This is a genomic window from Streptomyces sp. NPDC050759, assembly GCF_044456945.1.
Classification (GTDB): domain Bacteria; phylum Actinomycetota; class Actinomycetes; order Streptomycetales; family Streptomycetaceae; genus Streptomyces.
Genome location: NZ_JBITGI010000017.1, coordinates 177,547 through 202,921, shown reverse-complemented (window position 1 = coordinate 202,921; position 25,375 = coordinate 177,547). Strand labels below are relative to the sequence as shown.

General features: G+C 69.7%; 25 protein-coding genes. 10 read left to right on the top strand and 15 right to left on the bottom strand.

Going from position 1 to position 25,375, the window contains the following annotated elements; genetic code table 11:
* Positions 1-39: 39 nt before the first annotated feature.
* The gene (locus tag ACIBJB_RS37950; RefSeq protein WP_398937790.1) at positions 40-1,323 is read left to right on the top strand and encodes an MFS transporter; all 1,284 of its coding nucleotides are present in this window, start codon (positions 40-42) and stop codon (positions 1,321-1,323) included.
* Between the two features lie 448 nt (positions 1,324-1,771).
* Positions 1,772-2,788, top strand: a complete 1,017-nt coding sequence (locus ACIBJB_RS37945; protein ID WP_398937788.1) for a sigma-70 family RNA polymerase sigma factor — start codon at positions 1,772-1,774, stop codon at positions 2,786-2,788.
* Here the strand turns inward: ACIBJB_RS37945 and ACIBJB_RS37940 are convergent.
* Positions 2,672-3,058 carry an STAS domain-containing protein gene (locus ACIBJB_RS37940; protein ID WP_398937786.1) on the bottom strand — a complete coding sequence of 129 codons (387 nt, stop codon included), beginning with the start codon at positions 3,056-3,058 and terminating at the stop codon, positions 2,672-2,674. The genes ACIBJB_RS37945 and ACIBJB_RS37940 overlap by 117 nt on opposite strands.
* A gap of 133 nt (positions 3,059-3,191) precedes the next feature.
* Between ACIBJB_RS37940 and ACIBJB_RS37935 the strand changes: the two genes are divergently transcribed.
* Positions 3,192-4,115: an AEC family transporter gene (locus ACIBJB_RS37935; protein WP_398937784.1), complete on the top strand. Its 924-nt coding sequence runs from the start codon at positions 3,192-3,194 to the stop codon at positions 4,113-4,115.
* On the opposite strand, the gene ACIBJB_RS37930 is transcribed toward ACIBJB_RS37935, so the two are convergent.
* The 9 genes from ACIBJB_RS37930 to ACIBJB_RS37890 form a co-directional block, all read right to left on the bottom strand.
* Positions 4,019-4,693, bottom strand: a complete 675-nt coding sequence (locus ACIBJB_RS37930; RefSeq protein WP_398937782.1) for a Uma2 family endonuclease — start codon at positions 4,691-4,693, stop codon at positions 4,019-4,021. The two genes, ACIBJB_RS37935 and ACIBJB_RS37930, sit on opposite strands and share 97 nt — an antisense overlap.
* A gap of 74 nt (positions 4,694-4,767) precedes the next feature.
* Positions 4,768-6,045: a thymidine phosphorylase gene (locus tag ACIBJB_RS37925; protein ID WP_398937848.1), complete on the bottom strand. Its 1,278-nt coding sequence runs from the start codon at positions 6,043-6,045 to the stop codon at positions 4,768-4,770.
* A gap of 27 nt (positions 6,046-6,072) precedes the next feature.
* Complete coding sequence (locus tag ACIBJB_RS37920; protein WP_398937780.1) at positions 6,073-6,474, bottom strand: cytidine deaminase; 402 nt, start codon at positions 6,472-6,474, stop codon at positions 6,073-6,075.
* Positions 6,471-7,754 (bottom strand): ABC transporter permease, encoded by a 1,284-nt coding sequence (locus ACIBJB_RS37915; protein ID WP_398937778.1) that lies wholly within the window; start codon positions 7,752-7,754, stop codon positions 6,471-6,473. The genes ACIBJB_RS37920 and ACIBJB_RS37915 overlap by 4 nt, the downstream gene beginning before the upstream one ends.
* A complete protein-coding gene (locus ACIBJB_RS37910; protein WP_398937776.1) occupies positions 7,754-8,881 on the bottom strand; it encodes an ABC transporter permease in 1,128 nt (375 codons plus the stop codon). The genes ACIBJB_RS37915 and ACIBJB_RS37910 overlap by 1 nt, the downstream gene beginning before the upstream one ends.
* On the bottom strand, positions 8,878-10,389 hold the full coding sequence (locus ACIBJB_RS37905; RefSeq protein ID WP_398937774.1) for an ABC transporter ATP-binding protein: 1,512 nt from the start codon (positions 10,387-10,389) through the stop codon (positions 8,878-8,880). The genes ACIBJB_RS37910 and ACIBJB_RS37905 overlap by 4 nt, the downstream gene beginning before the upstream one ends.
* A gap of 233 nt (positions 10,390-10,622) precedes the next feature.
* A complete protein-coding gene (locus ACIBJB_RS37900) occupies positions 10,623-11,681 on the bottom strand; it encodes a BMP family protein (protein ID WP_057607711.1) in 1,059 nt (352 codons plus the stop codon).
* A gap of 288 nt (positions 11,682-11,969) precedes the next feature.
* On the bottom strand, positions 11,970-13,190 hold the full coding sequence (locus ACIBJB_RS37895) for a M20 family metallopeptidase (protein WP_398937846.1): 1,221 nt from the start codon (positions 13,188-13,190) through the stop codon (positions 11,970-11,972).
* 435 nt (positions 13,191-13,625) lie between these two features.
* Positions 13,626-14,027, bottom strand: coding sequence for an ATP-binding protein (locus ACIBJB_RS37890; RefSeq protein ID WP_398937772.1), 402 nt, complete (start codon positions 14,025-14,027; stop codon positions 13,626-13,628).
* 236 nt (positions 14,028-14,263) lie between these two features.
* On the opposite strand from ACIBJB_RS37890, the gene ACIBJB_RS37885 reads away from it, so the two are divergent.
* The 4 genes from ACIBJB_RS37885 (at position 14,264) to ACIBJB_RS37870 (ending at position 16,223) form a co-directional block, all read left to right on the top strand.
* Complete coding sequence (locus ACIBJB_RS37885) at positions 14,264-15,082, top strand: helix-turn-helix transcriptional regulator (RefSeq protein ID WP_398937844.1); 819 nt, start codon at positions 14,264-14,266, stop codon at positions 15,080-15,082.
* 8 nt (positions 15,083-15,090) lie between these two features.
* A complete protein-coding gene (locus ACIBJB_RS37880; protein ID WP_398937770.1) occupies positions 15,091-15,291 on the top strand; it encodes a DUF397 domain-containing protein in 201 nt (66 codons plus the stop codon).
* Positions 15,288-15,488, top strand: coding sequence for a DUF397 domain-containing protein (locus ACIBJB_RS37875; protein ID WP_398937768.1), 201 nt, complete (start codon positions 15,288-15,290; stop codon positions 15,486-15,488). The genes ACIBJB_RS37880 and ACIBJB_RS37875 overlap by 4 nt, the downstream gene beginning before the upstream one ends.
* Positions 15,489-15,563: 75 nt before the next feature.
* Positions 15,564-16,223: a class I SAM-dependent methyltransferase gene (locus ACIBJB_RS37870; RefSeq protein ID WP_398937766.1), complete on the top strand. Its 660-nt coding sequence runs from the start codon at positions 15,564-15,566 to the stop codon at positions 16,221-16,223.
* A gap of 113 nt (positions 16,224-16,336) precedes the next feature.
* On the opposite strand, the gene ACIBJB_RS37865 is transcribed toward ACIBJB_RS37870, so the two are convergent.
* Entirely contained in the window at positions 16,337-16,729 is a 393-nt protein-coding gene (locus ACIBJB_RS37865; RefSeq protein ID WP_398937764.1) for a nuclear transport factor 2 family protein, read from the bottom strand.
* Between the two features lie 500 nt (positions 16,730-17,229).
* Entirely contained in the window at positions 17,230-18,864 is a 1,635-nt protein-coding gene (locus ACIBJB_RS37860) for an IS200/IS605 family accessory protein TnpB-related protein (protein ID WP_398937762.1), read from the bottom strand.
* 317 nt (positions 18,865-19,181) lie between these two features.
* Here ACIBJB_RS37860 and ACIBJB_RS37855 point away from each other — a divergent pair, with 317 nt between their 5' ends.
* Together ACIBJB_RS37855 and ACIBJB_RS37850 are read left to right on the top strand one after the other, a co-directional pair.
* Positions 19,182-19,931, top strand: a complete 750-nt coding sequence (locus ACIBJB_RS37855) for an SDR family oxidoreductase (RefSeq protein WP_398937760.1) — start codon at positions 19,182-19,184, stop codon at positions 19,929-19,931.
* A 282-nt stretch (positions 19,932-20,213) separates the two neighbouring features.
* Positions 20,214-21,050, top strand: coding sequence for a helix-turn-helix transcriptional regulator (locus ACIBJB_RS37850; protein WP_398937758.1), 837 nt, complete (start codon positions 20,214-20,216; stop codon positions 21,048-21,050).
* Positions 21,051-21,187: 137 nt separating this feature from the next.
* Here ACIBJB_RS37850 and ACIBJB_RS37845 read toward each other — a convergent pair whose 3' ends face one another.
* Entirely contained in the window at positions 21,188-21,832 is a 645-nt protein-coding gene (locus ACIBJB_RS37845) for a class I SAM-dependent DNA methyltransferase (protein ID WP_398937756.1), read from the bottom strand.
* A 305-nt stretch (positions 21,833-22,137) separates the two neighbouring features.
* Here ACIBJB_RS37845 and ACIBJB_RS37840 point away from each other — a divergent pair, with 305 nt between their 5' ends.
* Complete coding sequence (locus tag ACIBJB_RS37840) at positions 22,138-23,034, top strand: alpha/beta hydrolase (RefSeq protein WP_398937842.1); 897 nt, start codon at positions 22,138-22,140, stop codon at positions 23,032-23,034.
* 227 nt (positions 23,035-23,261) lie between these two features.
* On the opposite strand, the gene ACIBJB_RS37835 is transcribed toward ACIBJB_RS37840, so the two are convergent.
* Positions 23,262-24,326 (bottom strand): hypothetical protein, encoded by a 1,065-nt coding sequence (locus ACIBJB_RS37835; protein WP_398937840.1) that lies wholly within the window; start codon positions 24,324-24,326, stop codon positions 23,262-23,264.
* Positions 24,327-24,432: 106 nt separating this feature from the next.
* Positions 24,433-25,374, bottom strand: a complete 942-nt coding sequence (locus ACIBJB_RS37830) for an N-acetylneuraminate synthase family protein (protein ID WP_398937754.1) — start codon at positions 25,372-25,374, stop codon at positions 24,433-24,435.
* Position 25,375: the final 1 nt, after the last annotated feature.

Here is a 25,375-nt window from a genome sequence, read left to right as displayed (position 1 = left end):
CATTGGACGGATGAGCGGAGTCGTACGTAACTTCGAGGCATGCCTGCCAGTACCGAGGCGCTCACCCGCGTGGGCGCCGTATCTCCCGCCTCTGCCACCTCCGCCTCCGCCGCCGTCGATTCCCGTCTGTCCCCGGGTGGCCCCGGCTACCGCCGGATGAGCTTCGCCCTCTTCCTCGCCGGTGTCGCGACCTTCGCGCTGCTGTACTCCACGCAAGCCCTTCTCCCGCTGATCTCGGGCGACTTCGGGGTGGCGGCGAGCGAGGCGAGCTGGACGGTGGCGGCGGCGACCGGCGGTCTGGCGCTGTTCGTGCTGCCGATGAGCGCCCTGTCGGAGCGCTTCGGACGCCGTACGGTCATGACGGCGTCGCTGGCGGTCGCGGTGACGGTCGGTCTCCTGGTCCCCTTCGCGCCCTCGCTGACCGCGCTGGTCGTGCTGCGGGCGGTGCAGGGTGCGGCCCTGGCGGGGCTGCCGGCCTCAGCGACGGCGTATCTCGCCGAGGAGGTGCGTCCGAAGGCGCTGGTCACGGCGATCGGCCTGTTCGTCGCCGGCAACAGTGTCGGCGGGATGAGCGGCCGCGTCATCACCGGCTGGGTCGCGCAGGAGTGGGGCTGGCGGGTGGCCGTGGGGGTCATCGGCGCGATCGCGGTGGCCTGCGCGGTGGCGTTCCGCCTCCTGCTGCCGGCGCCGAAGCACTTCGTGGCGGGCTCGCTGCGGCCGCGCGTGCTGCTCGGCACGGTCCGCGAACACCTGGGCAACCCGCTGCTGCGCCGCCTCTACGCCATCGGCGCGCTGTTCATGACCGTCTTCGGCGGCGTGTACACGGTGATCGGCTACCGGCTGACCGAGGCGCCCTTCTCGCTCCCCCAGGGCATCGTCGGCTCGATCTTCCTGGTCTACCTGGTGGGCACGGTGTCCGCGTCCACGGCGGGCCGGCTGGTCGGCCGGCTGGGCCGCCGGGGCGCGCTGTACGCGGCGGGCGGTACGACGGCGACGGGCCTGGTCCTCTCTCTGGCCGGCTCTCTGTGGCTGGTCCTGCTGGGCCTGGTCCTGATCACCGGAGGCTTCTTCGCGGGACACGCGGTGGCGTCCTCGGCGGTGAGCAAGACGGCGACGGAGGGCCGCGCCCAGGCCTCGGCGCTGTACCAGTCCGCCTATTACATCGGCTCCAGCGCGGGCAGCACGGTGGGTGCGCTCGCCTTCCACGCGGGCGGCTGGACGGGGACGGTCGGGGTGGGACTGCTGGCGGTGCTCGGTGTTGTCACGATCACCGTCCTCGGAACGTGTGCGGCGAGGGCTGAGCAGCGGGTCGCGACGGCCTGAGCCGCGGTTGTGCTTCCCCTGACCGGGGTCGGCCGGTCAGGGGATGTTTTTCCGCCCCCGCCGCCCCTACCCGTCCCGTCCTCCAGGGGCGCTGCCCCTTCGACCCCGACTGGGGGCTGCGCCCCCAGACCCCCATCGGCCCGAAGGGCCTCGTCCTCAAACGCCGGACGGGCTGGGATTGCCTGGACCGGCGCTTGGAATTCAGCCCCTCCGGTGGAATCCAGCCCCTCCGGCGTTTGAGGAGCGGGGGTCCAGGGGGCGGAGCCCCCTGGGAGCGGGGTCGAAGGGGCGGCAGCCCCTGGGGACGGGACGGGTAGGGGCGGCGGGGGCGAGAACCCTCTGACCTGCACGTTCACCCACTCGGCACGCCATTGTCAGACCCCTGCGGTAGTTTCCGAGTAGTGGGCGCAAAGGCGCGACACAGCACGGCCACAGGGGTGGGTGGACGATGACGGACAGTACGGCGATGACGACAGACCTCGACGTCAGGCTCGAGAAACACCGCACGGAGCTGACGGGGTACTGCTACCGCATGCTCGGCTCCTCCTTCGAGGCCGAGGACGCGGTGCAGGACACGATGGTGCGGGCCTGGCGGAGCTACGACAAGTTCGAGGGCCGTTCCAGCCTCCGCTCATGGCTGTACCGCATCGCGACGAACGTCTGCCTGGACATGCTGACCGCGGGCAACAAGCGCGCCCGTCCCATGGACCTCTCGGAGTCGACCCCCCTCGCCCAGGCGGCGCTCTCCCCCCGCCCCGACCACACCTGGCTGGAGCCGATGCCGGACAACCGCATCCTGCCGACGGTCGAGGACCCGGCGGAGGCGGCGGTCGCCAAGGAGACCGTGCGGCTCGCCTTCATGGCCGCCCTGCAGCAACTGCCGCCCAAGCAGCGCGCGGTGCTGATCCTGCGCGAGGTGCTGGCGTGGAAGGCGAGCGAGGTCGCCGAACTGCTCGACACCTCCGTCGCCTCGGTCAACAGCGCCCTCCAGCGGGCCCGCGCCACCCTCGCCGAGCGGGAGGAGCACGGCGCCGACGCGGCCGTGTCCGACCCGCTGGACGAGGAGCAGCAGAGGCTCCTGGACCGCTATGTGAAGGCGTTCGAGGGGTACGACATGACGGCACTGACGGCCCTCCTCCACGAGGACGCCATCATGACGATGCCGCCGTTCGACCTGTGGCTGACGGGCCACGACGACATCGCGGGGTTCATGACGACCCTGGGCTCGGCGTGCGAGGGCTCACGTCTGGTGCCGGTGCAGGTCAACGGCCTGCCGGGGTTCGCCCAGTACAAGCCGGACCCGGAAAAGGGCGGTCACTCCCCCTGGGCGGTACAGGTGTTGGAGATCTCAGACGGCCGGCTCACCGGGTTCCACTTCTTCCTCGACACCCAGCGGTGGTTCCCCCTGTTCGGACTGCCCCTCCACCTCGAAGCGGAGGCCGACGAGGTCAAGGAGGGCGTGTAGCCCGGGGTCGGGGTCGCGGAGCCTGATCCGGCCCCCGGCGCGCCGGGCCGCGAGCTGGAGCCGGGCGAGCAGATCGACCGTGCCGAGCCCCGGCGGCCCGAGCCCGGCGACATCGCACACCACCACGCCGGCACGGGTCGTCCGCAGCAGTGCCCGGACCTCGTCGCTCAGCCCCGGCACCTCGTCCCGGGTGACGGGGCCGGCCAGTACGAGTACAGCGGGTGTCATGGCGTCCACGATCGGTAGACCGGGCGGGCGGGCGTAACTCATCGGCCGACGTCCTGTCCGCGCGGGCAGGATCACGTTGACCTGCGGGCCGCCTTCCCGCGAGGGTTGCCTGTATGCGCCACCCATCAGCACCTCCCTGGATACGCCACGCCCTCCTCACCCGTGAGGAGTCTCCGTGCAGGGAGTGCTGACCGGCTTCGCGGTCATCGCGGTGGTCATCGGGGTCGGCTATCTGATCGGTCTGCGGGGCTATCTCGGCGACCAGGGCCGGGAGGTCCTGACCAAGCTCGCCTTCCATGTCGCCTCCCCCGCCCTGCTGTTCACGACGCTGGCCCGCGCCGACCTGTCGGTGATCTTCTCCAGCCGTCTGCTGGTGACCGCGCTCAGCACGGCAGCGGCGGCGGGTGTCTTCGTGGCGGTGGGTGTCGTACGCGGCTGGGGGCTGGGCCGTACGACGATCGGCGCGCTGTGCTCGTCCTACGTCAACTCGGGCAATCTCGGCATCCCGATCGCGGTATACGTCCTCGGGGACGCGTCACTCGTGGCGCCGGTGCTGCTCTTCCAGCTGGTGGGGGTGACCCCGGTCGCTCTGACAGTCCTGGACCTGGCGTCGGGCGACGGGGAGAAGGGCCCGCTGTGGCGGAGACTTTTGACCCCGCTCCGCAATCCGATCGCGGTGGGCTCGCTGGCCGGCGTGGCGGTCTCGGCGGCCGGTCTGAAGGTCCCGGCCCCGGTCATGGACCCCCTGACCCTGATCGGCGGCATGTCGGTCCCGGCGGTCCTCCTCGCCTTCGGCATCTCCCTGTGCGGCAGCACGATGCCCGGCCGGGGCCCGGACCGCGGGCTCGTCCTGCTCTCAGTCGTCCTGAAGTCGGTGGGGCAGCCCGCGGCGGCCTGGGTGCTGGCGGCCGGGGTCTTCGGCCTGCACGGGGCCCAACTCCTCGACGTGGTGGTGACCTCGGCCCTGCCGGCCGCGCAGAACCTCTACACGTACGCGTCCACCTACGGCGTGGGCGAGCGGTTGGCCCGGGACTCGATCCTGGTGTCGACGGTGTTGTCGGTGCCGGTGTTGGTGGGGGTGGCGGCGTTGTTGGGGTGAGCGAAGTATCCGGTGTCGAGGGTGAGGGCGAACGGCTCGGGAAGGGTGACCAGGTCGCCGAGCCCGTAGGCTCCAAGGACGCGGTAGGCACCGTCTCTCGGCTCTCCGTAGAGCGTGACGGCAGGTCCGTCCGGTGCCAGGCGGTCGACGAGGAGGTAGAGCGGGACACCGGCGGCGGCGTAGCCGACGGCCTTCGTCGTCCGGTCGTGGAGTGCGGTGGTCTCCGAGGTGATCTCCACGACGAGTTCGGCGGTGTCCAAGCGCACCAGCCCGTCGCCGACGCGTAGCGGCTCCCTGGGGACGACGGCAAGGTCGGGGACGTACAGCCCGAGCCGGGACGGCACGGCCATGGGCAGCCTCTGGTAGATGCCCCAGCCCTCCGGGATCGCTTCATACAGGCGCCGCTGCATTCGCTCCACGATGCCGTGGTGGGTCCCCGCCGAGTAGGGCGTCACCGTGATCAGCCCTGCCAGGATCTCCACTCGGCAGCCCTTGGGGACGTCCGTCCGCTGCCACACCCAGACCAGTTCGTCCCACTCGTTGTCGGCCATGACGTAGTCGCCGTCGTACTCATCCATGGGGACAGCGAACATGCCGAACGGGACCGGTGGCGGTCCACCGATCCCGTTCACCCGAATGAGGAAACCCCAGCTCAGGCGATGCGCTCCAGCACCACCGGCGACCCCGTGAAGTCCGTCCCCGTCGCCCCGATGTCGTAGGAACCCTCGATCGACTCGAGGGCGTACTCGAAGCGTTCTGGGGTGTCGGTGTGCAGGGTCAGCAGGGGCTGGCCCTCGGTCACCGTGTCGCCCGGCTTGGCGTGCAGTTCCACGCCCGCGCCCGCCTGCACCGGGTCCTCCTTGCGGGCGCGCCCCGCGCCGAGGCGCCAGGCGGCGACGCCGATGCCGTAGGCGTCGAGGCGGGTCAGGACGCCCGAGGCCGGTGCCTTGATCACGTGCTGCTCGCGGGCCACCGGCAGCTCCGCGTCCGGGTCGCCGCCCTGCGCCGCGATCATCCGGCGCCACACGTCCATCGCCGAGCCGTCGGCGAGGGCCTTCGCGGGGTCGGCGTCGCGGACGCCCGCCGCGTCGAGCATCTCGCGAGCCAGCGCGAGGGTCAGCTCCACCACGTCCGAGGGTCCGCCGCCCGCCAGGACCTCGACCGACTCGCGGACCTCGAGCGCGTTGCCCGCCGTCAGGCCGAGGGGCGTGCTCATGTCCGTCAGGAGCGCGACCGTCTTCACGCCGTGGTCCGTGCCCAGGCCCACCATCGTGGACGCGAGTTCCCGCGCGTCCTCGATGGTCTTCATGAACGCGCCGGTGCCGACCTTCACGTCCAGGACCAGCGAGCCCGTCCCCTCCGCGATCTTCTTCGACATGATCGAGGAGGCGATCAGGGGGATGGCCTCGACCGTGCCGGTGACGTCACGCAGGGCGTACAGCTTCTTGTCGGCCGGAGCCAGGCCGTCGCCCGCCGCGCAGATCACCGCTCCGGTCGTGTCGAGGACGTTCAGCATCTCCTCGTTCGACAGCAGCGCGCGCCAGCCCGGGATGGACTCCAGCTTGTCGAGCGTGCCGCCGGTGTGGCCGAGGCCCCGGCCCGAGAGCTGGGGGACGGCCGCGCCGCAGGCCGCCACCAGGGGCGCCAGCGGGAGCGTGATCTTGTCGCCGACGCCGCCCGTGGAGTGCTTGTCGGCCGTGGGGCGGGACAGGGACGAGAAGTCCATGCGCTCGCCGGAGGCGATCATCGCGGCGGTCCAGCGGGCGATCTCGCGACGGTTCATGCCGTTGAGCAGGATCGCCATCGCGAGCGCGGACATCTGCTCGTCGGCGACCTCCCCGCGGGTGTACGCGTCGATGACCCAGTCGATCTGCTCGTCGCTGAGTTCGCCGCGGTCCCGCTTGGTGCGGATGACGGAGATGGCGTCCATGGCCATGCAGGGCTTTCCTTCCGGGAATTACTTGGTGAGATGCCCCGGCCCGAAGGCCTGCGGCAGCATCTCCGACAGCGGCAGGATCCCCGCCGGGGTCTCCATGAGCAGGTCGGGGCCGCCGAACTCGTACAGCAGCTGCCGGCAGCGGCCGCAGGGGACGAGGATCTCGCCCCTGCCGTCCACGCACGTGAAGTGGGTGAGGCGGCCGCCGCCCGTGTTCTGCAGCTCCGAGACCAGACCGCACTCGGCGCACAGGCCGATGCCGTAGGAGGCGTTCTCGACGTTGCAGCCGGTGACCGTACGGCCGTCGTCGACCAGGGCGGCCACGCCGACCGGGTAGCCGGAGTACGGGGCGTACGCACGGGACATGGCGTCCCGGGCCCGCTCGCGCAGCGACTCCCAGTCGACGTCGGTCCGCGCGGTCACTTGCCCTGGCCCTTCCGGTAGCGCATGCCGTCCGCCTTGGGCATCCGCAGGCGCTGCGCGGACAGCGACAGGACCAGCAGCGTGACGACGTACGGGGTGGCGCCCACGAAGTCGTTCGGGACCTCGTCGGTGACCAGGTACCAGACCAGGACGCCCGCGGCCACCATGAGGCTGATGCCGCCCTGCCAGTGCGCCTTCTTGTACAGCTTCCAGCCGGCCATCGCCAGGAGCAGCACGAACAGCAGGAGCAGCAGCGCGTGGACGGTCTCGCCGCCGTTGCGCAGCTGGAGTGCGTCGGAGTAGCCGAACAGGCCCGCGCCCATGGCGAGTCCGCCGGGCCGCCAGTTGCCGAAGATCATGGCGGCGAGGCCGATGTAGCCGCGGCCGCCGGTCTGGCCCTCCAGGTAGGTGTGCGAGGTGACCAGGGCCAGGAAGGCGCCGCCGAGGCCGGCGAGGCCGCCGGAGACGGCCACGGCCATGTACTTGTACTTGTAGACGTTGACACCGAGGGACTCCGCGGCGATCGGGTTCTCGCCGCAGGAGCGCAGCCGCAGGCCGAACGGGGTGCGCCACAGTAGCCACCAGCTGCCGACGAACAGCACGAACGCCAGGACCGTCACGATGGACAGGTTGGTGAACAGACCGCCGAGGATGCCCGCGATGTCGGAGATCAGGAACCAGTGGTGGTTCTCGACGGAGTGCAGTCCGCTCGAAATGCCCGGGACGTCGAAGCTGGGCAGTGTGTCCACGGGCGGGGACTGCTTGGGGTTGCCGCCCGCGTCCGCCGCCTTGCCGTCCACGAAGAAGAGCTTGGCGAGGTACTGGGTGGTGCCGAGCGCGAGGAGGTTGATCGCGACACCGGAGACGATGTGGTCGACGCCGAAGGTGACGGTCGCGACCGCGTGCAGCAGGCCGCCCAGGACGCCGAAGCCGACGCCGCACAGGAGGCCGAGCCAGGGGCTGGACTGCCAGCCGATCCAGCCGGCGCCGAAGGTGCCGAGGATCATCATGCCCTCGAGGCCGATGTTGACCACGCCGGACCGCTCGGACCACAGACCGGCGAGGCCCGCGAGGCCGATCGGCACGGCGAGGCTGAGCGCCGCGGAGACCTGGCCCTCGGAGGTGAGCTGGTCGGAGCCGGAGATGACACGGACAGCGGCAACGAGCAGCAGCGCACCGGCGACGATCATGAGGATCTGGCCGAGCGAGCGGCCCGACCGGGTGGCGGTGTCCGCCTTGGGTGCCGCGGGGGGCGGCGTGTTGGTCATCGTGGCAGTCATCACGCCACCTCCTGCTTCTGGGTCGGGGCGGCGGCCTGGGCGGCGAGCTCGGCGCCGACCCGCTGCTGCTGGCGCCTGAGTCCGTAACGGCGTACGACTTCGTAGGCGATGACGACGCACAGGACGATGACGCCCTGGATGACGCCGAGGATCTCCTTGTCGTAGCCCTCGAACTCCAGGTGGTTGGTGGTGCGCTCCAGGAAGCCCCACAGCAGCGCGCCCAGCGCGATGCCGACCGGGTTGTTGCGGCCGAGGAGGGCGATGGCGATGCCGGTGAAGCCGATGCCGGCCGGGAAGTCGTTGCTGAACTGGTGGCTGTCGTTGAGCAGGGTCGGCATGCCGATCAGGCCGGCCACCGCACCCGAGATGAGCATGCTGGTGGCGATCATCCGCTTCACCGAGACACCGCTCGCGGCGGCGGCGCTCTCGGACTGGCCGACGGTGCGCAGGTCGAAGCCGAAGCGGGTGCGGCCGAGCACGAACCAGTACGCGATGCCGACGAGTACGGCGATGACGATGAAGCCCCACAGCTCGCCCGCGGCGCCGGTGTCGATCTGGAAGAAGTAGGAGGACGACGGCAGCGGCTTGGTGGAGACGACCGTGCCGCCGGCCTGGAGCTCGGCGAGCTTTCCGGGCTGGAGCAGGTAGGCGATGATCGCGGTGGCGATCGCGTTGAGCATGATCGTCGAGATGACCTCGCTCACGCCACGCGTGACCTTGAGGACGCCCGCGATGCCCGCCCACACGGCGCCGGTGCCCATGGCGCACAGGATGATCAGCGGGATGGAGATCCAGCCGGGCGTGGTCAGCGCGCCACCGAGGACAGCGGCGAAGAACGCGGCGATGCGGTACTGGCCGTCGACTCCGATGTTGAACAGGTTCATGCGGAAGCCGATGGCCACCGCGACACCCGCGAGGTAGTACGTCGTCGCCTTGTTGAGGATGTAGACCTGGCTGTCGCTGGCGGAGCCGTAGGTCAGCATGTCGCTGAAGGCGGCGCCCGGGTTCTTGCCGGTGGCCAGGATCACCAGGGTGGTGACGACGAGCGCGGCGACGACCGCCAGCAGCGGGGCCGCGATGCCGAGGAGCAGCCGCTCCTTGTCGATGCGTTGGGTCAGCTTGTTCATCGGGCGTCGTCCTCGTGGTCCGCTGCGGAGTCCGCGTGCTCCAGGTGGCCGGTGGCCGCACCGGTCATGGCGGAGCCCAGCTCCTCGGGGGTGATGGTGGCGGGGTCGGCGTCGGCGACCAGTCGGCCGCGGTACATCACCCGCAGGGTGTCGGACAGGCCGATGAGCTCGTCCAGGTCGGCGGAGATCAGCAGCACGGCCAGACCCTCGCGGCGGGCCTCGCGGATGTGGTCCCAGATCGCGGCCTGCGCGCCGACGTCCACACCGCGGGTGGGGTGGGCGGCGATGAGCAGCTTGGGCGCGTGGCTCATCTCCCGGCCGACGATCAGCTTCTGCTGGTTGCCGCCGGACAGGGAGCCGGCGGTGACGTCGATGCCCGGGGTGCGGACGTCGTACGCCTTGATGATGCGCTCGGTGTCGGTGCGGGCCGCCCTGATGTCGAGCAGCTGGCCGCGGGAGTTGGGCTTCTCGGTGACGTGGCCGAGGATGCGGTTCTCCCACAGCGGGGCCTCGAGGAGCAGGCCGTGGCGGTGGCGGTCCTCGGGGATGTAGCCGACGCCGGCCTCGCGGCGGTGGCGGGTGGGGACGTGGGAGATGTCGGTGCCGTCGAGGGTGACCGTGCCGGTGTCGGGGACGCGGATGCCCATGATGGCCTCGACCAGTTCGGACTGGCCGTTGCCCTCCACACCGGCGATACCGAGGACCTCGCCCTGGTGGATGGTGAACGAGATGTCGTCGAGGATGATCCGCTCGATGCCGTCGAGGTCGGTCTGGGCCAGGCGCAGTCCGTCCAGCTTCAGCAGCGGGACGTCGGTGACCGTGGACTCCTCGGTCTCCGGGGTGGGCAGTTCGCTGCCGACCATCAGCTCGGCGAGCTGCTTGGAGGTGGTGCCGGCGGGCTCGACCGTGCCGACGGTGGTGCCGCGCCGGATGACCGTGATCTCGTCGGCGACGGACAGGACCTCGCCGAGCTTGTGCGAGATGAAGATGACGGTGAGGCCCTCGGCCTTGAGCTCGCGCAGGTTGTCGAAGAGGGCGTCGACCTCCTGCGGCACGAGGACGGCGGTCGGCTCGTCGAGGATCAGGGTCTTGGCGCCGCGGTAGAGGACCTTGAGGATCTCCACGCGCTGGCGGTCGGCGACGCCGAGCTCCTCGAGGAGGACGTCGGGGCGGACGTTCAGGCTGTACGCGTCGGAGATCTCCCTGATCTTCGCGCGGGCCTTGGCGCCGATGCCGTACAGCTTCTCCGCGCCCAGGACGACGTTCTCCAGGACCGTGAGGTTGTCGGCGAGCATGAAGTGCTGGTGCACCATGCCGATGCCACGGGCGATGGCGTCGGCGGGGGTGTGGAAGGTGACCGTCTCGCCGTTCACCGTGATGGTGCCCTCGTCCGGCTGCTGCATGCCGTAGAGGATCTTCATCAGGGTGGACTTGCCGGCACCGTTCTCACCGCACAGGGCGTGCACGGTGCCCGTGCGGACGGTGATGTCGATGTCCTTGTTGGCCACGACGCCGGGGAATCGCTTGGTGATGCCGCGCAGTTCGACGGCAGCGGGAGGGCTGGACGCGTTGATGGCGCACTCTCCTCGGGGAAAAGGGGCTGCGTAGGGGAGGGCAGGCGTCGGTGACGCTAGCGCGGCAACTCCATGCTACACGCGTAGAGTTGACACATTGTTATGGCTCGACGAGGGGGTTGTCGAGGCCCCCTCGTCGAGCCCGGGTTCCGGCGGGAACCGTCAGATCAGCTGGTCTTGACCTTGATGGTGCCATCGACGATCTTCTTCTTCGCCTCGTCCAGCTTGGGCTGGATGTCGTCGATGAAGCCACCGCTGGTGGAGAGGCTGACACCGCCCTTGGCGAGGGAGTAGATCTGGTTGCCGGTCAGCGGCTTGCCGTCGTTGACGGACTTGATGAAGTCGTAGACGCCGACGTCGACGTTCTTGACCATCGAGGTCAGGATCGAGTTCTTGTACTTGGCCAGGCCCGGGATGTTGTACTGGTCCGAGTCCACGCCGATGGCCCAGGCGCCCTTGACGCCGGAAACGGCCTCGATCGAGCCGTTGCCGGAGGAGCCGGCCGCGGCGTAGATCACGTCGACGCCGTTGTCGAGCATGCCGGACGCGGCCTCCTTGCCCTTGGCGGGGTCGGCGAAACCGGAGAAGTCCGAGCCATGGGTCAGGTACTGGACGTCGACCTTGACCTTGGGGTTGGTGTCCTTGACGCCCTGGGCGTAGCCCGCCTCGAACTTCTTGATCAGCGGGGTGTCCACGCCGCCGATGAAGCCGACGTGGTCCTTCTTGGTCTTCAGCGCCGCGGCGACACCGGCGAGGTAGGAACCCTGCTCCTCGGTGAAGGTGATGCTGTCGACGTTCGTGGCCTTCGCGACCGAGTCAATGAGGCCGAAGTTGACCTTCGGGTACTTGGGGGCGACCTTGTCGACCGAGGTGGCGTAGGAGAAGCCGACGGCGACGATCGGGTTGTAGCCGGCGTCGGCGAGGTCGGTCAGGCGCTGCTCGCGGTCGGCCTCCGTGTCGGAGCTCTTGGCGGTCAGCTCCTTGAGGGAACCGTCGAACTCCTTCGCGGCCTTGTCGGCACCGCGCGCGGCGGAGTCGTTGAAGGAGCGGTCACCACGGCCGCCGACGTCGTAGGCGAGACCGATCTTGATACCGCCCTTGCTGCTGCCGGCGGAGGCGGACGACGAGCTGTCGTTGTCCGAGGAAGTGCTGCCACAGGCTGTGGCAGTCATTGCGAGAGCTGCGGTGGCGATACACGCAGCGGAAAGCTTGGCTACCCGGCGCACGGGAGGCTCCTTCACCTGACCTGAGCGCCTTGTCGGCGCTTCATGTGAGCACCATGCCAGTGCCCGGGCCTGTACGCCCCTGCGGCGTTGGCTTCGCGGCATCGTAACGCGCGTAGATGTCGGAAACAGACCTCTTCCGAAGCCGTTATCGATTCGAGGCAAACAGCGTCTGAACTCAGGCTCTTCGGCCCTCGCACGCGGGGATTTCGATGTGCGCACAATTGGCTTACAACCATGTTGCGCCGGTCGGCGGAACGGCCCCCGTGGGGGCCGTCCGTCACGCTCGGATCACTGTGCGGCGTCCAGCAGGGCCGCTGCCGTGAACATCTCGACACCTACGGTGATGGCGGACTCGTCGGCGTCGAAGTCGCCCTGGTGAAGGTCGCGCACGGTCCGCTCCCCGGGCGTGCGCACCCCGAGGCGGGCCATGGCGCCGGGGACGTGCTGGAGGTACCAGGAGAAGTCCTCGCCGCCGAGGCTCTGCTCGGTGTCCTCGATCGAGTCGGCCCCGCGCCGGGCGGTCATGGCGTCCCGGAGCAGTTCGGTGACCTCCGCGTCGTTGACGACGGGCGGCACGCCCCGTACGTAGTTGATCTCGGACTTGGCCCGGTGGAGATTGGCGACCTCGTCGATCGCGGCGACCACGATGTCCGGGGCCTGCTGCCAGGTGTCGAGGTCCAGGCAGCGCACGGTCCCGGAGAGCTCGGCGTGCTGCGGGATGACGTTCGGGGCGTGCCCCGACTCGATCCGCCCCCAGGTCACGGCGAGCCCGGCCCGTGTGTCCACCCGTCGCCCGACGATGGCGGGCACGTCGGTGACGACGCGGGCGGCGGCGGTGACGAGGTCGGTGGTGAGGTGCGGCCGGGCGGTGTGTCCACCGGGCCCGTCGAGGGAGATCTCCAGCCGGTCGCAGGCGGAGGTGATGGCACCGGTCCTGAGCCCGATCTTCCCGGCGTCGACCCGCGGGTCGCAGTGCACGGCGAGCATCTTCCCGACGCCCTCCAGCACCCCGCAGTCGATGGCGTCGGCGGCACCGCCGGGCAGCACTTCCTCGGCGGGCTGGAAGAGCAGCCGCACGGGCCGCGGCAGCAGCCCGCGCCTGTGCAGGTCGGCGAGGACGAGCCCGGCGCCGAGCACGACGGCCGTATGCACATCGTGACCACAGGCATGCGCCCGATCGGGCACGGTCGACCGGTACGCGCATTCGCTCTTCGTGTCCGGGATGGGCAGGCCGTCGATGTCGGCGCGCAGGGCGAGCATGGGCCGTTCGCCGTCCCACTCCCCGATGTCACACACGAGCCCGGTCCCGACGGCGAGCACGCGCGGCTTCAGCCCGGCCCGCTCCAGCCGTTCCTTGATCGCCGCGGTGGTTCGGAACTCCTGGTTGCCGAGCTCCGGGTGCATGTGCAAGTCGCGCCGGAAGTGGACGAGTTCGGCGTGCAGCGCGTCGCTCAGCACGCCGGGAAGCACGGCTTCCCCGGGAAGATCGACCTCGGACTCCAGTGACATCAGTTGCTTCACCCTCTAAAGGGTAGGACGCCGGGGCGACCAACCGACCCGCGATCAACAAAACTTCAACCCGCCGGGGGAAGAAAATGTGGCCGCTCGACGCATGGATGTGATTTGACGTGGGTAGGAACCTCTTTTCCCACACATACCATGCGGGGCCGGCGTCCGGCGGCACTGTTCATCTGTCGAAACGGTGTTGGGACACGGCGGGGATGAGGCCGGGTCATCACTATCGTGTACCGGATGCGGTCACGCGGTGTGATCGGTGGTGGTGAGCGGGGGCGGGGCCCTCGGGAGAGCTTCCCCTGGCGTACGGGTCTGTCGAACCCTGCCTCTGGAAGTCGCCGCGTGTGATTGCGGCCACCCTGTGCGCTCGGGAGGCGGCCGCGCCCCGCCGACCCCGGGCGAAAGAAGCGGGTGGCCCCGCGGCTCCTCCTAAGCGGCGGACAGCTCACACCACACGAACTTCCCCCGGTTGCCGTGCCTGGCCAACGGCTGCCACCCCCACAGATCGGCACAGGCCTTCACCAGCGCCAAGCCCCGCCCCTCCTCTCCCATGGCGTCCAACTCACCGGGCGGCTCAGGAGGCCCAGGGTCCGCATCCCACGCCCCGATCCGCAGCACCCCCGCCGACCAGCGCACCCTGAGGGCCGCGGGTCCCTTCGTATGCCGTACGGCATTGGAGACCAGCTCGGCCGCGAGCAGCTCCGCGGTGTCGGTCAGGCGGATCAGACCGTGCATCGTGAGGATGAGCCGGAGGGTGCGGCGGGCGACGGTGACGGCTCGGACGTCGTTCGGGATGTACAGGGTGTACTCCCAGGGGGCGGTTTCGGGCATGGGTCAGCTCCAGTTCGGGCGTTGGTACGGGAGGAGCACGCGGTGGCATCGCCGCAACCGTCACGACAGGACGAAGCGGTGCACTTCCGCAGAGTGTGCGTTGCGTCACCGAGAGTAGGTATAGATTTCTAAGTCGCGCAAGCGGGTCGCGTAATCTGACCCCGAACGAGTCGCACCAACAGGTGCGTTGAGAGGAGCGAGCGGTGGCGCTGAGGAGCGAGCCGACAGCACGTCAGATGCGGCTGGCGACCGAGCTGCGCAGGCTCCGCGACGCGGCTGGCATCACGGGCCGTGAGGCGGCGGCATCGCTCGGAGTGAGTTCCGCGCAGATCAGTCAGATCGAGAAGGCGCTCGCGGGCGTGAGCGAGAAACGACTTCGGGCCATGGCTGCCAACTACGCCTGCTCAGACAGCGAGTTGATCGATGCCCTCGTGGCCATGGCGACCGACCGGACGCACGGCTGGTGGGAGGAGTACCAGGAGAGGCTGCCGACGCCGTACCTGGATCTCGCCGAGCTGGAGTACCACGCCAGTCGTCGATGGGACGTGGACTTCCTCCACATCCCAGGGTTGTTGCAGACCGAGGACTACGCCCGAGCCCTCTTCTCCTACGTCAACGCAGAGTTCCCGCTGAGCGAGGTGGATCTCCGGGTGGAACACCGGATGAAGCGGCGGGTCATCATGGAGCGCCCGGATCCGATCCCGTACGAGGCCGTGATCCACGAAGCGGCGCTGCGCATCAGAGTCGGTGACCGTTCCGCGATGCGGGCTCAACTCGCCCGCATCCAAGCGCTCTCCGAAGCCGACCACGTGACTGTCCGTGTGATCCCTTTCGATCTGGACGGTTTCGCCGGAGCCGGCGGCGCGATGGTGTACGCGGGTGGCCCCGTCCCCAAGCTGGACACCGTCGTACGCGATGGTCCCCACGGCACGGCGTTCATCGACGCCGAGGCCCAACTCGCCCGCTTCCGAAAACTCTTCCGTAGGCTGGAGAGCGTGTCACTCGACCCCGAACGGTCGCGCGACTTCATCCACACGTTGACCAAGGAGCTGTGAGGCGCCTCATGTCCACCCCCGACATCTGGCAGAAGTCGAGTTACTCCGGCGGCGGCGAAGGAAACGCCTGCGTGGAGATTGCAACCCACCCCACCCACATAGCGATCCGCGACTCCAAGACCCCGACCAGGGCCACCCTCACCTTCCCGACCGGAGCCTTCACAGACTTCCTCGAAGCCCTGAAGACACCGCACCCCACCGCCCGATGACCGCCATGACCCAGTGGAAGAAGTCGTCCTTCTCCGGCGGCGGCGACGGCAACGCCTGCGTGGAGATCGCAACCCACCCCACCCACATAGCCGTCCGCGACTCCAAGACCCCGGCCGACGCCACCCTCACCTTCCTGCCCGGCACCTTCACCACCTTCCTCGAAGGCCTCAAATCGCCGCACCCCACCGCCCGATGACTGCCAGGCAAACTCCTCGCGGCGACCCGCAACTTCCCACCCGCCGCCCCAGGAGCCCCCGCTAGGGTGCAGCCCGTGAACGCCGAGAATCCCGACTTCATACGGGCCACCCGAACCGCGTACGACACGATCGCCGAGCCGTACACCGAGCAGTTCTCCGACTGGGCCGGCATTCCCACGCTGGACAGAACCCAGATCACCGGCTTCGCGGAACTGGTGAAGGAGCAGAGCAAGGGCCCGGTGGCCGACATCGGCAGCGGCCCGGGTCACGTGACCGCACAGCTCGCCGCACTCGGCATCCCGGTCTTCGGCGTGGACGTCTCCCCGAAGATGGTCGAACTGGCCCGCAGAGCCCACCCGGGCCTCCGCTTCCACGTGGGCTCGATGACGTCGCTCGACCTACCGTCGGAAACCCTGGGCGGAATCACCGCGCTGTACTCGATCATCCACGTCCCGGACGACCATCTCCCGACGGCCTTCGCGGAGTTCCACCGCGTTCTCGTGCCCGGCGCCCACGCCCTGATCGGCTTCCAGTACGAACCCGGCGGCACCCACCTGCACCTCGACGAACGCTTCGGCCACAAGATCTCCCTGGACTACTGGCTGCGCGCACCGGAAGCCGTGGTCGAGCCCCTGATCAAGGCAGGTTTCGAGGTGCTAGTCCGAGTGCTCAGGGAGCCCCTCGCCGAGGAGAAGCTGTCCCGGGCGTTCCTGGTGGCGAGGAAACCGGCGTAGGACAGCACCGCCCGCACGTGATGCGGCTTCGGCGTGCCAGACCAATCCCGGCCACCGACCACCCTGCCGACGGCCTCAAGCCCAGCCCCGGAAACGGCGATATCAGCGACCTCCTAGAAGCGATGCGGCCACGTCAGATGGATGACCCGCCGGGAAATGCGCCAGCCGTCATCGGTGCGTCGCAGGTCGTCGGCGTAGACGACGCTGGCGACACCGCCGCCCTCCAGCAGGCTCAGACCTTTGGACCGGGCCCGCACCTCGTCGCCCGGGCCCTCCGACACGACGATGTTCGTCGTGTGGTGCGCTTTCGCGTGTCCGGGGGCGTTCATGAAGGCCGCGATCGCGTCCAGCCCGACGACCGGGTCGCCGCCGAAGACGCTGCCGTCCCACACCGCGTCGTCGGTGAGGCATTCGCCGAGACGGTCCAGTTCATGGTCGTCCATGAGGTGCGCCCACAGCGCCACGGCCCTGCCGATTTCGACGGTGTCTTCATTCGTGGGTTTCACGTTCGGCTCTCCGTTTTGGGCGTTGCTGGATCAGGCCTTGGCGCCGCTCGGCATGGGCAGCACCGGGTCGTAGCCGCCGTTGGCCTCGGCGATTCCCTCCTTCGCCGCAGGAGCCGGGCGCGCCCGGCAGTCTCGACTATGGGGATGTATCGGCGGGGGCGGGAGAGGATCACATATCCATGGACCGACGATCCTCCCCAGCCGGCCACCGTGAAGATCGTGCGCAAGAAGGAGCTGCGGACCCTGGCGGGAGCGTCCTGGGCCGCGATCACCCTTGCCCAGGCGAATCCCTGCCGAAGTTCCCGCAGAACCGGACAGCCGACCTCCCGCGAAGCGAGCACATTCGCATCACCGACATCGATCACCGGCTCCGAAAGGTCGCCAGGACCGGGAAGACGCCCCGGCCGGGACTGCGGCCGCCGTCCAACTTCTGCAGGACCAGCCCGACGGCCGGCGTCCTCTTCGCAAGGCAGAGACCGCCGATCCATGGACAACCGTTCCTAAAGACTGAGCGGGAGTGAGTCCTGTTGCCAGGACTCTTGCTCAGCCGGGTGTCCCGAACGGTGTTGGGCACCCTGGTCGCCCGCTTTCGCTCCACTGCCGGGCGGCGCGCATCCGGTGCGCGGTCCGGGAATGTGGGGGCGGGTTCCCTCACGCCTGCGGGTGTCCGGTCGGGCCTGGGCGGTCCGATGCCCCGCACCATCACTCTGGTGGGACGGGGGCGGTGTCGTCCGTCGCCGGATCGGGTGCCCGAGGGCGCGTCGCCCGATCGCGATGCTCGCCGCATCGTGCCGGGAAATCTTGCGGGTTTTCGTGGTCAGCGGCTGCTGCCAGTGCTGGGCACCCCAGCGGCTGGTGTAGGCGGGGTCGACCGCCACGATCGCGATGTTCTGTTCGGCGGCCATCGAGACGAGGCGCGCTTTGAGTTTGGCGGTGGGGAAGCGGGAGATGAGGCGGCGGAAGCGTTTGTTGCGGCCGTGCTTCTCGCGGCTGGTGCCGTCGCTGAAGTCGAGGTCCTCGATGGCGATCGCGGACGCCCCGCAACGTTGGGTGTGGTGCAGCAGCCTGGTCAGGGCGTGCCGGATCTGCGCGTCCCGATGCTGGGCGCTGCCGGTGAGGTCGTAGAAGAAGCGCTGCGGCTCGCCGACCGGGTTGCCGTGCACGTCCAACTCCCAGGCGGCGAGGTGGTCGTCGTTCATGTCCACCCCCACCACCCCCCGCGCCAGGGCTGCCTCCAGAGGCAGCACCGGGGTGGCGGCGCGCTGCCAGGACGCGGTGACATACCAGCGGCCGCGTACCGGGTCGTGGTGGATGCGGTAGGCCACCGCCCGGTTCACGGTGACCCGGTCCAGCCACTCCTGACCCCGGTGCCGAAATGCCACGACCGCGTCGAGGACGTAGCGGCCGTGCGGGGCGTTGGCCAGGCGGGCCAGCGGGGCCGGGAGCTTGAGGGAGACCTGTCCGGTGTCGGTGACGCGGATCGTCTCGTTGCCGAAGCGTTTGCCGGACTCCCCGTCGGCGGCCAGGAACATCCGCTCCGCCTGCCAGCGCCGGCGCCAGGTGTGCTCGTCCAGTCCGGCCGCCGCAAGGTGGTGGCGGGTGTTCGCGAGGCGTTTACCGCCGCGCACCACCCGCACCCGGCCCGCAGCCCGGTCCGCCTCCACCACCGCGAGCTGGGCCTTCAGCGTCTGCAGGCGGCGGGATTTGGCATGCCACTCGACGCGCGAGGCATACCCGCGCACCAGCCCTGCCCGTTTGTCGGCCTTGGCGCCCAGCGGCCGGGCCAGCCGCGCCTCGATGGAGGCGATCTGCCCGCGCAGCCAGGCCGTGTGGGCGGTCTGCCCGCGCCGGGCCAGCGCCCACTGGTCATGGGTGGCCTTGGTGATACTGCCCGCCCAGCGCGCCGACGACCTACCCGTCAGCGACCTTTTGCGCACCGCCCAGGAGGCCGCATCATGCGCCAGGCCCTGCCGGGAGCGCTCCGCGAGATCACCGGCCGCCAGCGACCCCAAGTAGACGCCGACCTCGGTGAGGACCGCCGCGTCCGCCTCCGACACCCGCAGCCGGTCCCGCACAGCCACTCCGGCCGGGCCGGGCACCACGAACGACGCCGCCACCTCCCGCAGCCCGCCCACAAATACACCCCCGTCCTGCCGAAGATCCCCGTCCAAGGCAGTCAACGAGCAGCATCCGCAAAGGTCACCCATTCGATCCACGAACTCCCGTTCCCTCCCGAAAGCGCAGGCAGCACACCCCCGTCGGCAGACCCTTCTGGCGCACAGATGAACCACCCCATCCCGTGCGGGCGCTCACTCACGATCACCAGAAGTCACTTCTGCTAAGTCCAGCGGCAACAGTTACCAACCCTTCCTCTCCCGCCTCTGCGCGGGCGCTCCTACGGTCGAGGCCACGGGCGCGCACCGGCCCGCCGTACCGAAGGAGCAAGGCCCCCATGAAGATGACTGGCAACACGATCCTGATCACCGGCGGCACCTCGGGCATCGGCCTCGGCCTGGCCCTGCGCCTGCACGAGGCCGGCAACAAGGTGGTCGTCGCCGGACGGCGCAAGGAACTCCTCGACGAGATCACGGCCGAGCACCCGGGCATCGACGCGCTCGTCCTCGATGTCGCGGACCCCGACTCGATCGCCCGGGCCCGCGAGACCGTGGCGGCGAGCCACCCGGGGCTGAACGTGCTGGTCAACAACGCCGGCATTCAGCTGCTGGAGAGTGTCCTCGATCCGGCCGGACTCCAGGTCGCCGAGGATCAGGTCGCGACCAATCTGCTCGGCACGATCCGGATGACGTACGCCTTCCTGCCGCTGCTGGCGGGCAAGGACGACGCGGTGGTCATGAACGTCACCTCCGCGCTGGCGTTCGTCCCGCTCCCGAGCACCCCGACCTACAGCGCGACCAAGGCCGCGCTGCACTCGTTCTCCGAGAGCCTGCGCATCCAGCTCGCCGGTGCCGACGCCGGCGTCCAGGTGATAGAGATCGTCCCGCCGGCTGTGCGCACGACCCTGCTCGGCCAGCAGGACAACGAACAGTCCATGCCGCTTGACGACTTCCTCACCCAGATCCTCGACCTGCTGCGTGAGAAGCCCGACGCGAAGGAGCTGGTCGTCGAGCGCGCCGGGTTCCTCCGCGACGCGGTGGCCAACGGCTCCTACGACGACGTCCTCGCCATGCTCAGCAGCAGCTGACCGACCTGACATGCCCGACGACGACCGGCTCCGGCCAGGCCGAGCGGCAAGGCCCGGGGCCGGTCCGAAGCGTCGGGCGTTCTCGACGGTGGACCGGCGCCGCGGGCGTCTTCCAAGCCGACGGCCCGCGACGCACCGCCGACAGCCGGCGAATTTCCCAGCGGGTCATGCAGCGCCCTCGGCGTCGGCCGTAGGAGCGGCTTCGCGCGGGTGGGCGACGAGGGCTCAGCCATGGATCGGCGGTCTCTGGATAGCCGGGCCCGGTGCGGCGAGGATGGGCGCATGGACAAGAAGGAATTGGCGGAATTCCTGCGCCGCCGGCGTGAGACCTTGCGCCCGCGCGACGTCGGGCTGGTCGAGGGGCCGCGCAGGCGGACGCAGGGGCTGCGCCGCGAGGAGGTCGCGCAGCTCGCCGGCATGTCCACCGACTACTACGCCCGGCTGGAGCAGCAGCGTGCTCCGCAGCCCTCGGTGCAGATCACCGCGGCGCTCGCCCGGGCGCTGCGGCTGTCCCTGGACGAACGCGACCATCTCTTCGTCCTCATCGGCCACAACGCCCCGGCCCGCTTCCACCGCTCCGAACACGTCAGCCCGACGCTGCTGCGGGTCCTGGACCGCCTGGACGACACCCCGGCCCTGGTGACGACCGACCTGGTCGACACCCTCGCGATGAACCCGCTGGCCGTCGCACTGCTCGGCGACCAGATGCGCCACACCGGTCTGGCCAGCAGCGGTTACTACCGCTGGTTCATGGATCCGGCCGAGCGTCTGGTGTATCCCGAGGAGACCCACGAAAGCCACGGCCGTGCCCAGGCAGCACGCCTGCGGGCCGCGCTGACAGCCGGCAGCGACACCCCCCGAGCTGCCCGGATCCTCGCCGAACTCCAGGAACACAGCCCCGAGTTCGTCCGCATGTGGGAACTCCAGGAGGTCGCCCGCTACGGCGACTGCAAGACCCTCCTCCATCCCGAACTCGGCCGCATCGACGTCGACGCCCAGCTCCTGTACACCGAGAACCGCGCCCAGACCCTGGTGGTGCTGACCACCCGCCCCGGCACGGAGAGCCACAGCAAACTCGAACTGCTCTCCGTCATAGGGCACCAGCAGCTCACCCCCTGACGTCCCGGACCGGGCCCGGCTCCCTCAAGGGCCGCTGGCCTGCCAGGAGATGGCCGCGGCGTTCGGTACGCCTCCGGCTGGACGGGACGCTGGAACACGTCGAACGACCCCCAGGCGATTCCGCAGCGGCCTGACCGCTACGAACGACGACGTGCGAAGAGGATCGCGCCTGGAGCACTGCCCTCGGGGTCGAGCAGCATCTCGGTCTCGACCGTGAACCCGGACTCGCGCAGCCAGGCGCTCACCTGGGCGGGTCGGCGCCGGTGGATGTAGACCTTCATCGGGTGGCCACCGTAGCCCTGCGTCTTCAGTCGCGACCCGTCGCCCACGTGAAAGCCGATCAGCAGTGGTGCGCCGGGGCGCAGTGCCCGGCTGAGAGCATCGAGGACCGTGGGTACCTCGCCGTCGGGGACGTGAATCAGCGACCAGAACGCGAGCGCACCGGCGATCGACTCGTCAGCAAGGTCGAGATCCGTCATCGAGCCCACTTCGAACCGGAGGGCAGGGTGATCGTTTCGGGCCACGCCGACCATCCCCGGGGAGATGTCGATGCCGAAGGCGTCGACGCCCAGGCTGTGCAGATGGGCTGTGATGTGTCCCGGTCCGCATCCCAGGTCCACCACCGGCCCACCACCGGCGTCAGCGACCGCGTCGGCGAACAGGCCCAGCGCCGCCCGGAGGTACGGCAAGCCGCCGAGAGCCTCGCGCAGTTGGTCCGCGTAGCTCACCGCGACCGTGTCGTAGGAGGAGCGGGTGTCCGCCAACCAGCCGTCAGGGTTCATGCTCCGGCACAGTAGTCCCGCCCCGGCCCGAGTCGACGCGGACCTGGCCGCCGGCCGGGTTCCCGTCGGAGTCGTTGCCCTCTTTTACTGACCCGGGTCACACGCTGGAGGCCGACTACGCCGAGGTCCACGACGAGCTGGCTCCGAGGTGTGGTGCTGGGTCCACCTCTGGGGTGGTGCTGGACGGCTGGTTGGCCAAGCGAGCTCTTCATAGCGTCGTACTCATGATGGATGAGACGAACAACGAACGAACAGGTGCCTCCAGGAGGACGGCATTACGTGGGCTGGGGCTCGCGGTGGGGGGCATGGCACTGGCCACCGGGCTCGGGACCTCGCCGGCCGCAGCGGACCCGCGCCGCGGGATCACCACCTACGTGCTGGTGCACGGTACGCACAGCGCCGGCGCGTTCTGGATGCCGATCGCGCGGGAGCTGACGCTGCGCGGTCACCGCGTCGTCATGGTGGACCAGCCGCGGCATGGCGCGGAGGCTTTCGTGCCGGAGTCGTATCAGCGGCAGGACCTCAAGGCGATGGCGGTCGAGCCCTCCCCGCTGAAGGGCCTCGGGCTGGAGGACTACGAGGCGCGCGTCACGGGCATCGTGCGGCGGGCGGCACGGAACGGCCCGGTGGTGCTGGTCGGGCACAGCCTGGGTGGCGTGTCGGTCAGCCGTGTCGGCGATGCCGTCCCGCATCTGCTGCACCACATCTGCTACATGGCGGCCTTCTGTCCCAGCCGCCTCCTGCCCACAGCGGACGCCTGCACGGCGGCACCCGAGAACACGAACGCCGTCAGCCCGGTCGAGCTGGCGGTGGGTGACCTGGACCGGCTCGGTGTATTCCGACTGAACTTCCGGACAGGTGACAGCCGTGCGCTGGCCCTCCTGAAGGAGATGATCTGCGCGGACTACCCCGACGCCGAATTCCGCCGGATACTCGCCGGCATGCAGACCGACGAGCCCATCACCGCGTATGCGGGCCGAGCGGTCGGTCGGGTGGGGAGCTGGGGACGCATTCCCCGCACCTACCTGCGTTTCGGCAGGGACCGGACGATCGCCACCGCACTCCAGGACAGGATGATCGCGGAAGCCGACGCGTTGACGCCCGGCAACAGGTTCCGCGTGCACGATTTTCCTGAAGCGTCACACATCGGCCCTCTGGATCCCGTCCCGGTCGCAGAAGTCCTGGAGACGCTCGCAGCGTAGGGGGATTGGGCACTCGAAGAAATAGCAGGCCAAGAGTGCCTCTGCCTGGGAGCGCCGGAGGCCGGAGGCCGGACCATGTCGTGGACAAGCGGCCGGGAGGTGGGGGCGATCCCGGCCGACTCCCTCGATACGGCCGTCGGGTTCCAGACGAAGCCGTGGCGCCGGCGGCGGGCCAGTGACCCGGTGAGCACAAGTGAACCGACGATGCCAGACGATGCAGTTGAGACTCAGCCCGTCGCCACCGCTGACAGCCGGTGCACATCCCGGGCCGTCCCGGTGACCCCCGACAGGAATCCCTGGGCCCGCGGCGAAGCCGTTTCCGTCAGCCAGTCCGGGTCGATGTCGCAGACCGCCACGCGGACCTCCGTACCGGCGAGCGCCAGCGGCAGGGTGTGGACCACGGTCGACGGGAAGCTGAGGATCGTACGGCCGATCGGGCCGCGGCGGGCGATCAACTCGAGGGGGAGGTCCGGGCGGACGATCTCCAGACCCGTCTCCACGGCCAGCCGGTGGAGCTTCTCCGTCGCCTCGCGACGGTGGGCGAAGTAGCGGGTCGCGCCGTGGGCCTTGGCCAGGCGGGTGACCGCTTCCAGGTAGCGGTCGGCGTCCACCACGCCGGTCTCCACCAGCGAGGTGCCGACCATGTCCGCGCCCTTGGTGATGCGCGGCGGGCCGAAGCGGCCGCGGGTCCAGGCGAAGGAGTTCACCGACATCGTCACTCCCGGCGGCGCCTCCTCCATCGGCATCGAGGTGAATATCTCGACCCCCCGGCCCGCCCCCGGCGTCAGGCGCTTGCGGGCCGCCGCCGAGATCGGGGCGAAGGCCAGGTCCCGGGGGCTCGGGCGGCCGCCCTTGCGGTGCCAGCGCACCAGGCGTTCGCCGCGGGCCAGTTGGGACACGAACTCCATCGTCGCCGTGCCGTCGTCGACCACGACCAGGTTCGTGGCGCGGGTGATGGTCAGGAGCAGCTGTACATAGCGGGAGAAGGGGTCGCCCAGGACCACGCGGTCCGCCTTGCGGAGCATGCCCGCGAGGCCCCCGATGGTCTGGAAGGGGGCCGCGGGGCCGCCCCTCGCCTCCTCCCAGCGGACCTCGTGGCTCTCCTCGCGGGCGAGTTCCGCCATCCGGCGCAGCTGACCGCGGGTCATGGGGTCGGTCGGGGACAGCACGACGAGGGTGAGCTCCGCGCCGGGCGCGTGGCCGTGCGCCCACTCCAGCACGTTCAGCAGCTGGACCGGGCTCTCGACGAACGCGAGAGTGTGGGGGCCGGTGTTGCCGGCGCGGGGGCTCATCGACGTACGACCGTCCCGTCGTAAGGCGCTCATGCGGCGCTCGTATGCAGTAGACGCTCGAAGGAGCGAAGGGCCCGGAACTCCTCCGGGCCCCTGACCTTCCGGATCAGACCGAGAGCGGCTCGCCCGCGGCGGCGGCGATCTCCGCCTCGGCGACCACACCGGTGACGCGGCGCAGCTTCTTCATGGGGCCGAGCTCGGAGTCGTAGACCTTCTTGACGCCGTCGCCGAGGGAGGCCTCGATGGTGCGGATGTCCCTCACGAGCCTCTGGAGGCCCTGCGGCTCCACCGACGCGGCCTGGTCGGAGCCCCACATCGCGCGGTCGAGGGTGATGTGGCGCTCGACGAACGTGGCGCCGAGGGCGACCGCCGCGAGGGTGGTCTGCAGGCCCGTCTCGTGGCCGGAGTAGCCGATCGGGACGTTCGGGTACTCCTCCTGCAGGGTGTTGATCACGCGCAGGTTGAGCTCCTCGGCCTTCGCCGGGTAGGTCGACGTGGCGTGGCAGAGAAGGATGTTCTCCGAGCCGAGGACCTCGACCGCGTGGCGGATCTGCTTCGGCGTCGACATGCCGGAGGACAGGATGATCGTGCGGCCGGTGGCGCGCAGGGCGCGCAGCAGCTCGTCGTCCGTGAGGGAGGCGGAGGCCACCTTGTGGGCCGGGACGTCGAACTTCTCCAGGAAGGCGACGGCCTCGGTGTCCCACGGGGAGGCGAACCAGGCGATGTTCTTGCTCTTGCAGTACTCGTCGATCTGGCGGTACTCGTCCTCGCCGAACTCCACGCGGTGGCGGTAGTCGATGTAGGTCATCCGGCCCCAGGGGGTGTCGCGCTCGATGTCCCACTGGTCGCGCGGGGTGCAGATCTCGGGGGTGCGCTTCTGGAACTTGACGGCGTCGCAGCCGGCCTCGGCGGCCACGTCGATGAGCTTGAAGGCGTTGTCCAGCTCGCCGTTGTGGTTGATGCCGATCTCGCCGCAGATGTAGACGGGCTGGCCGGGACCGGCGATGCGCTCGGTGCCGAACGTGCGGAGGCGGGAGTTCACAGACATG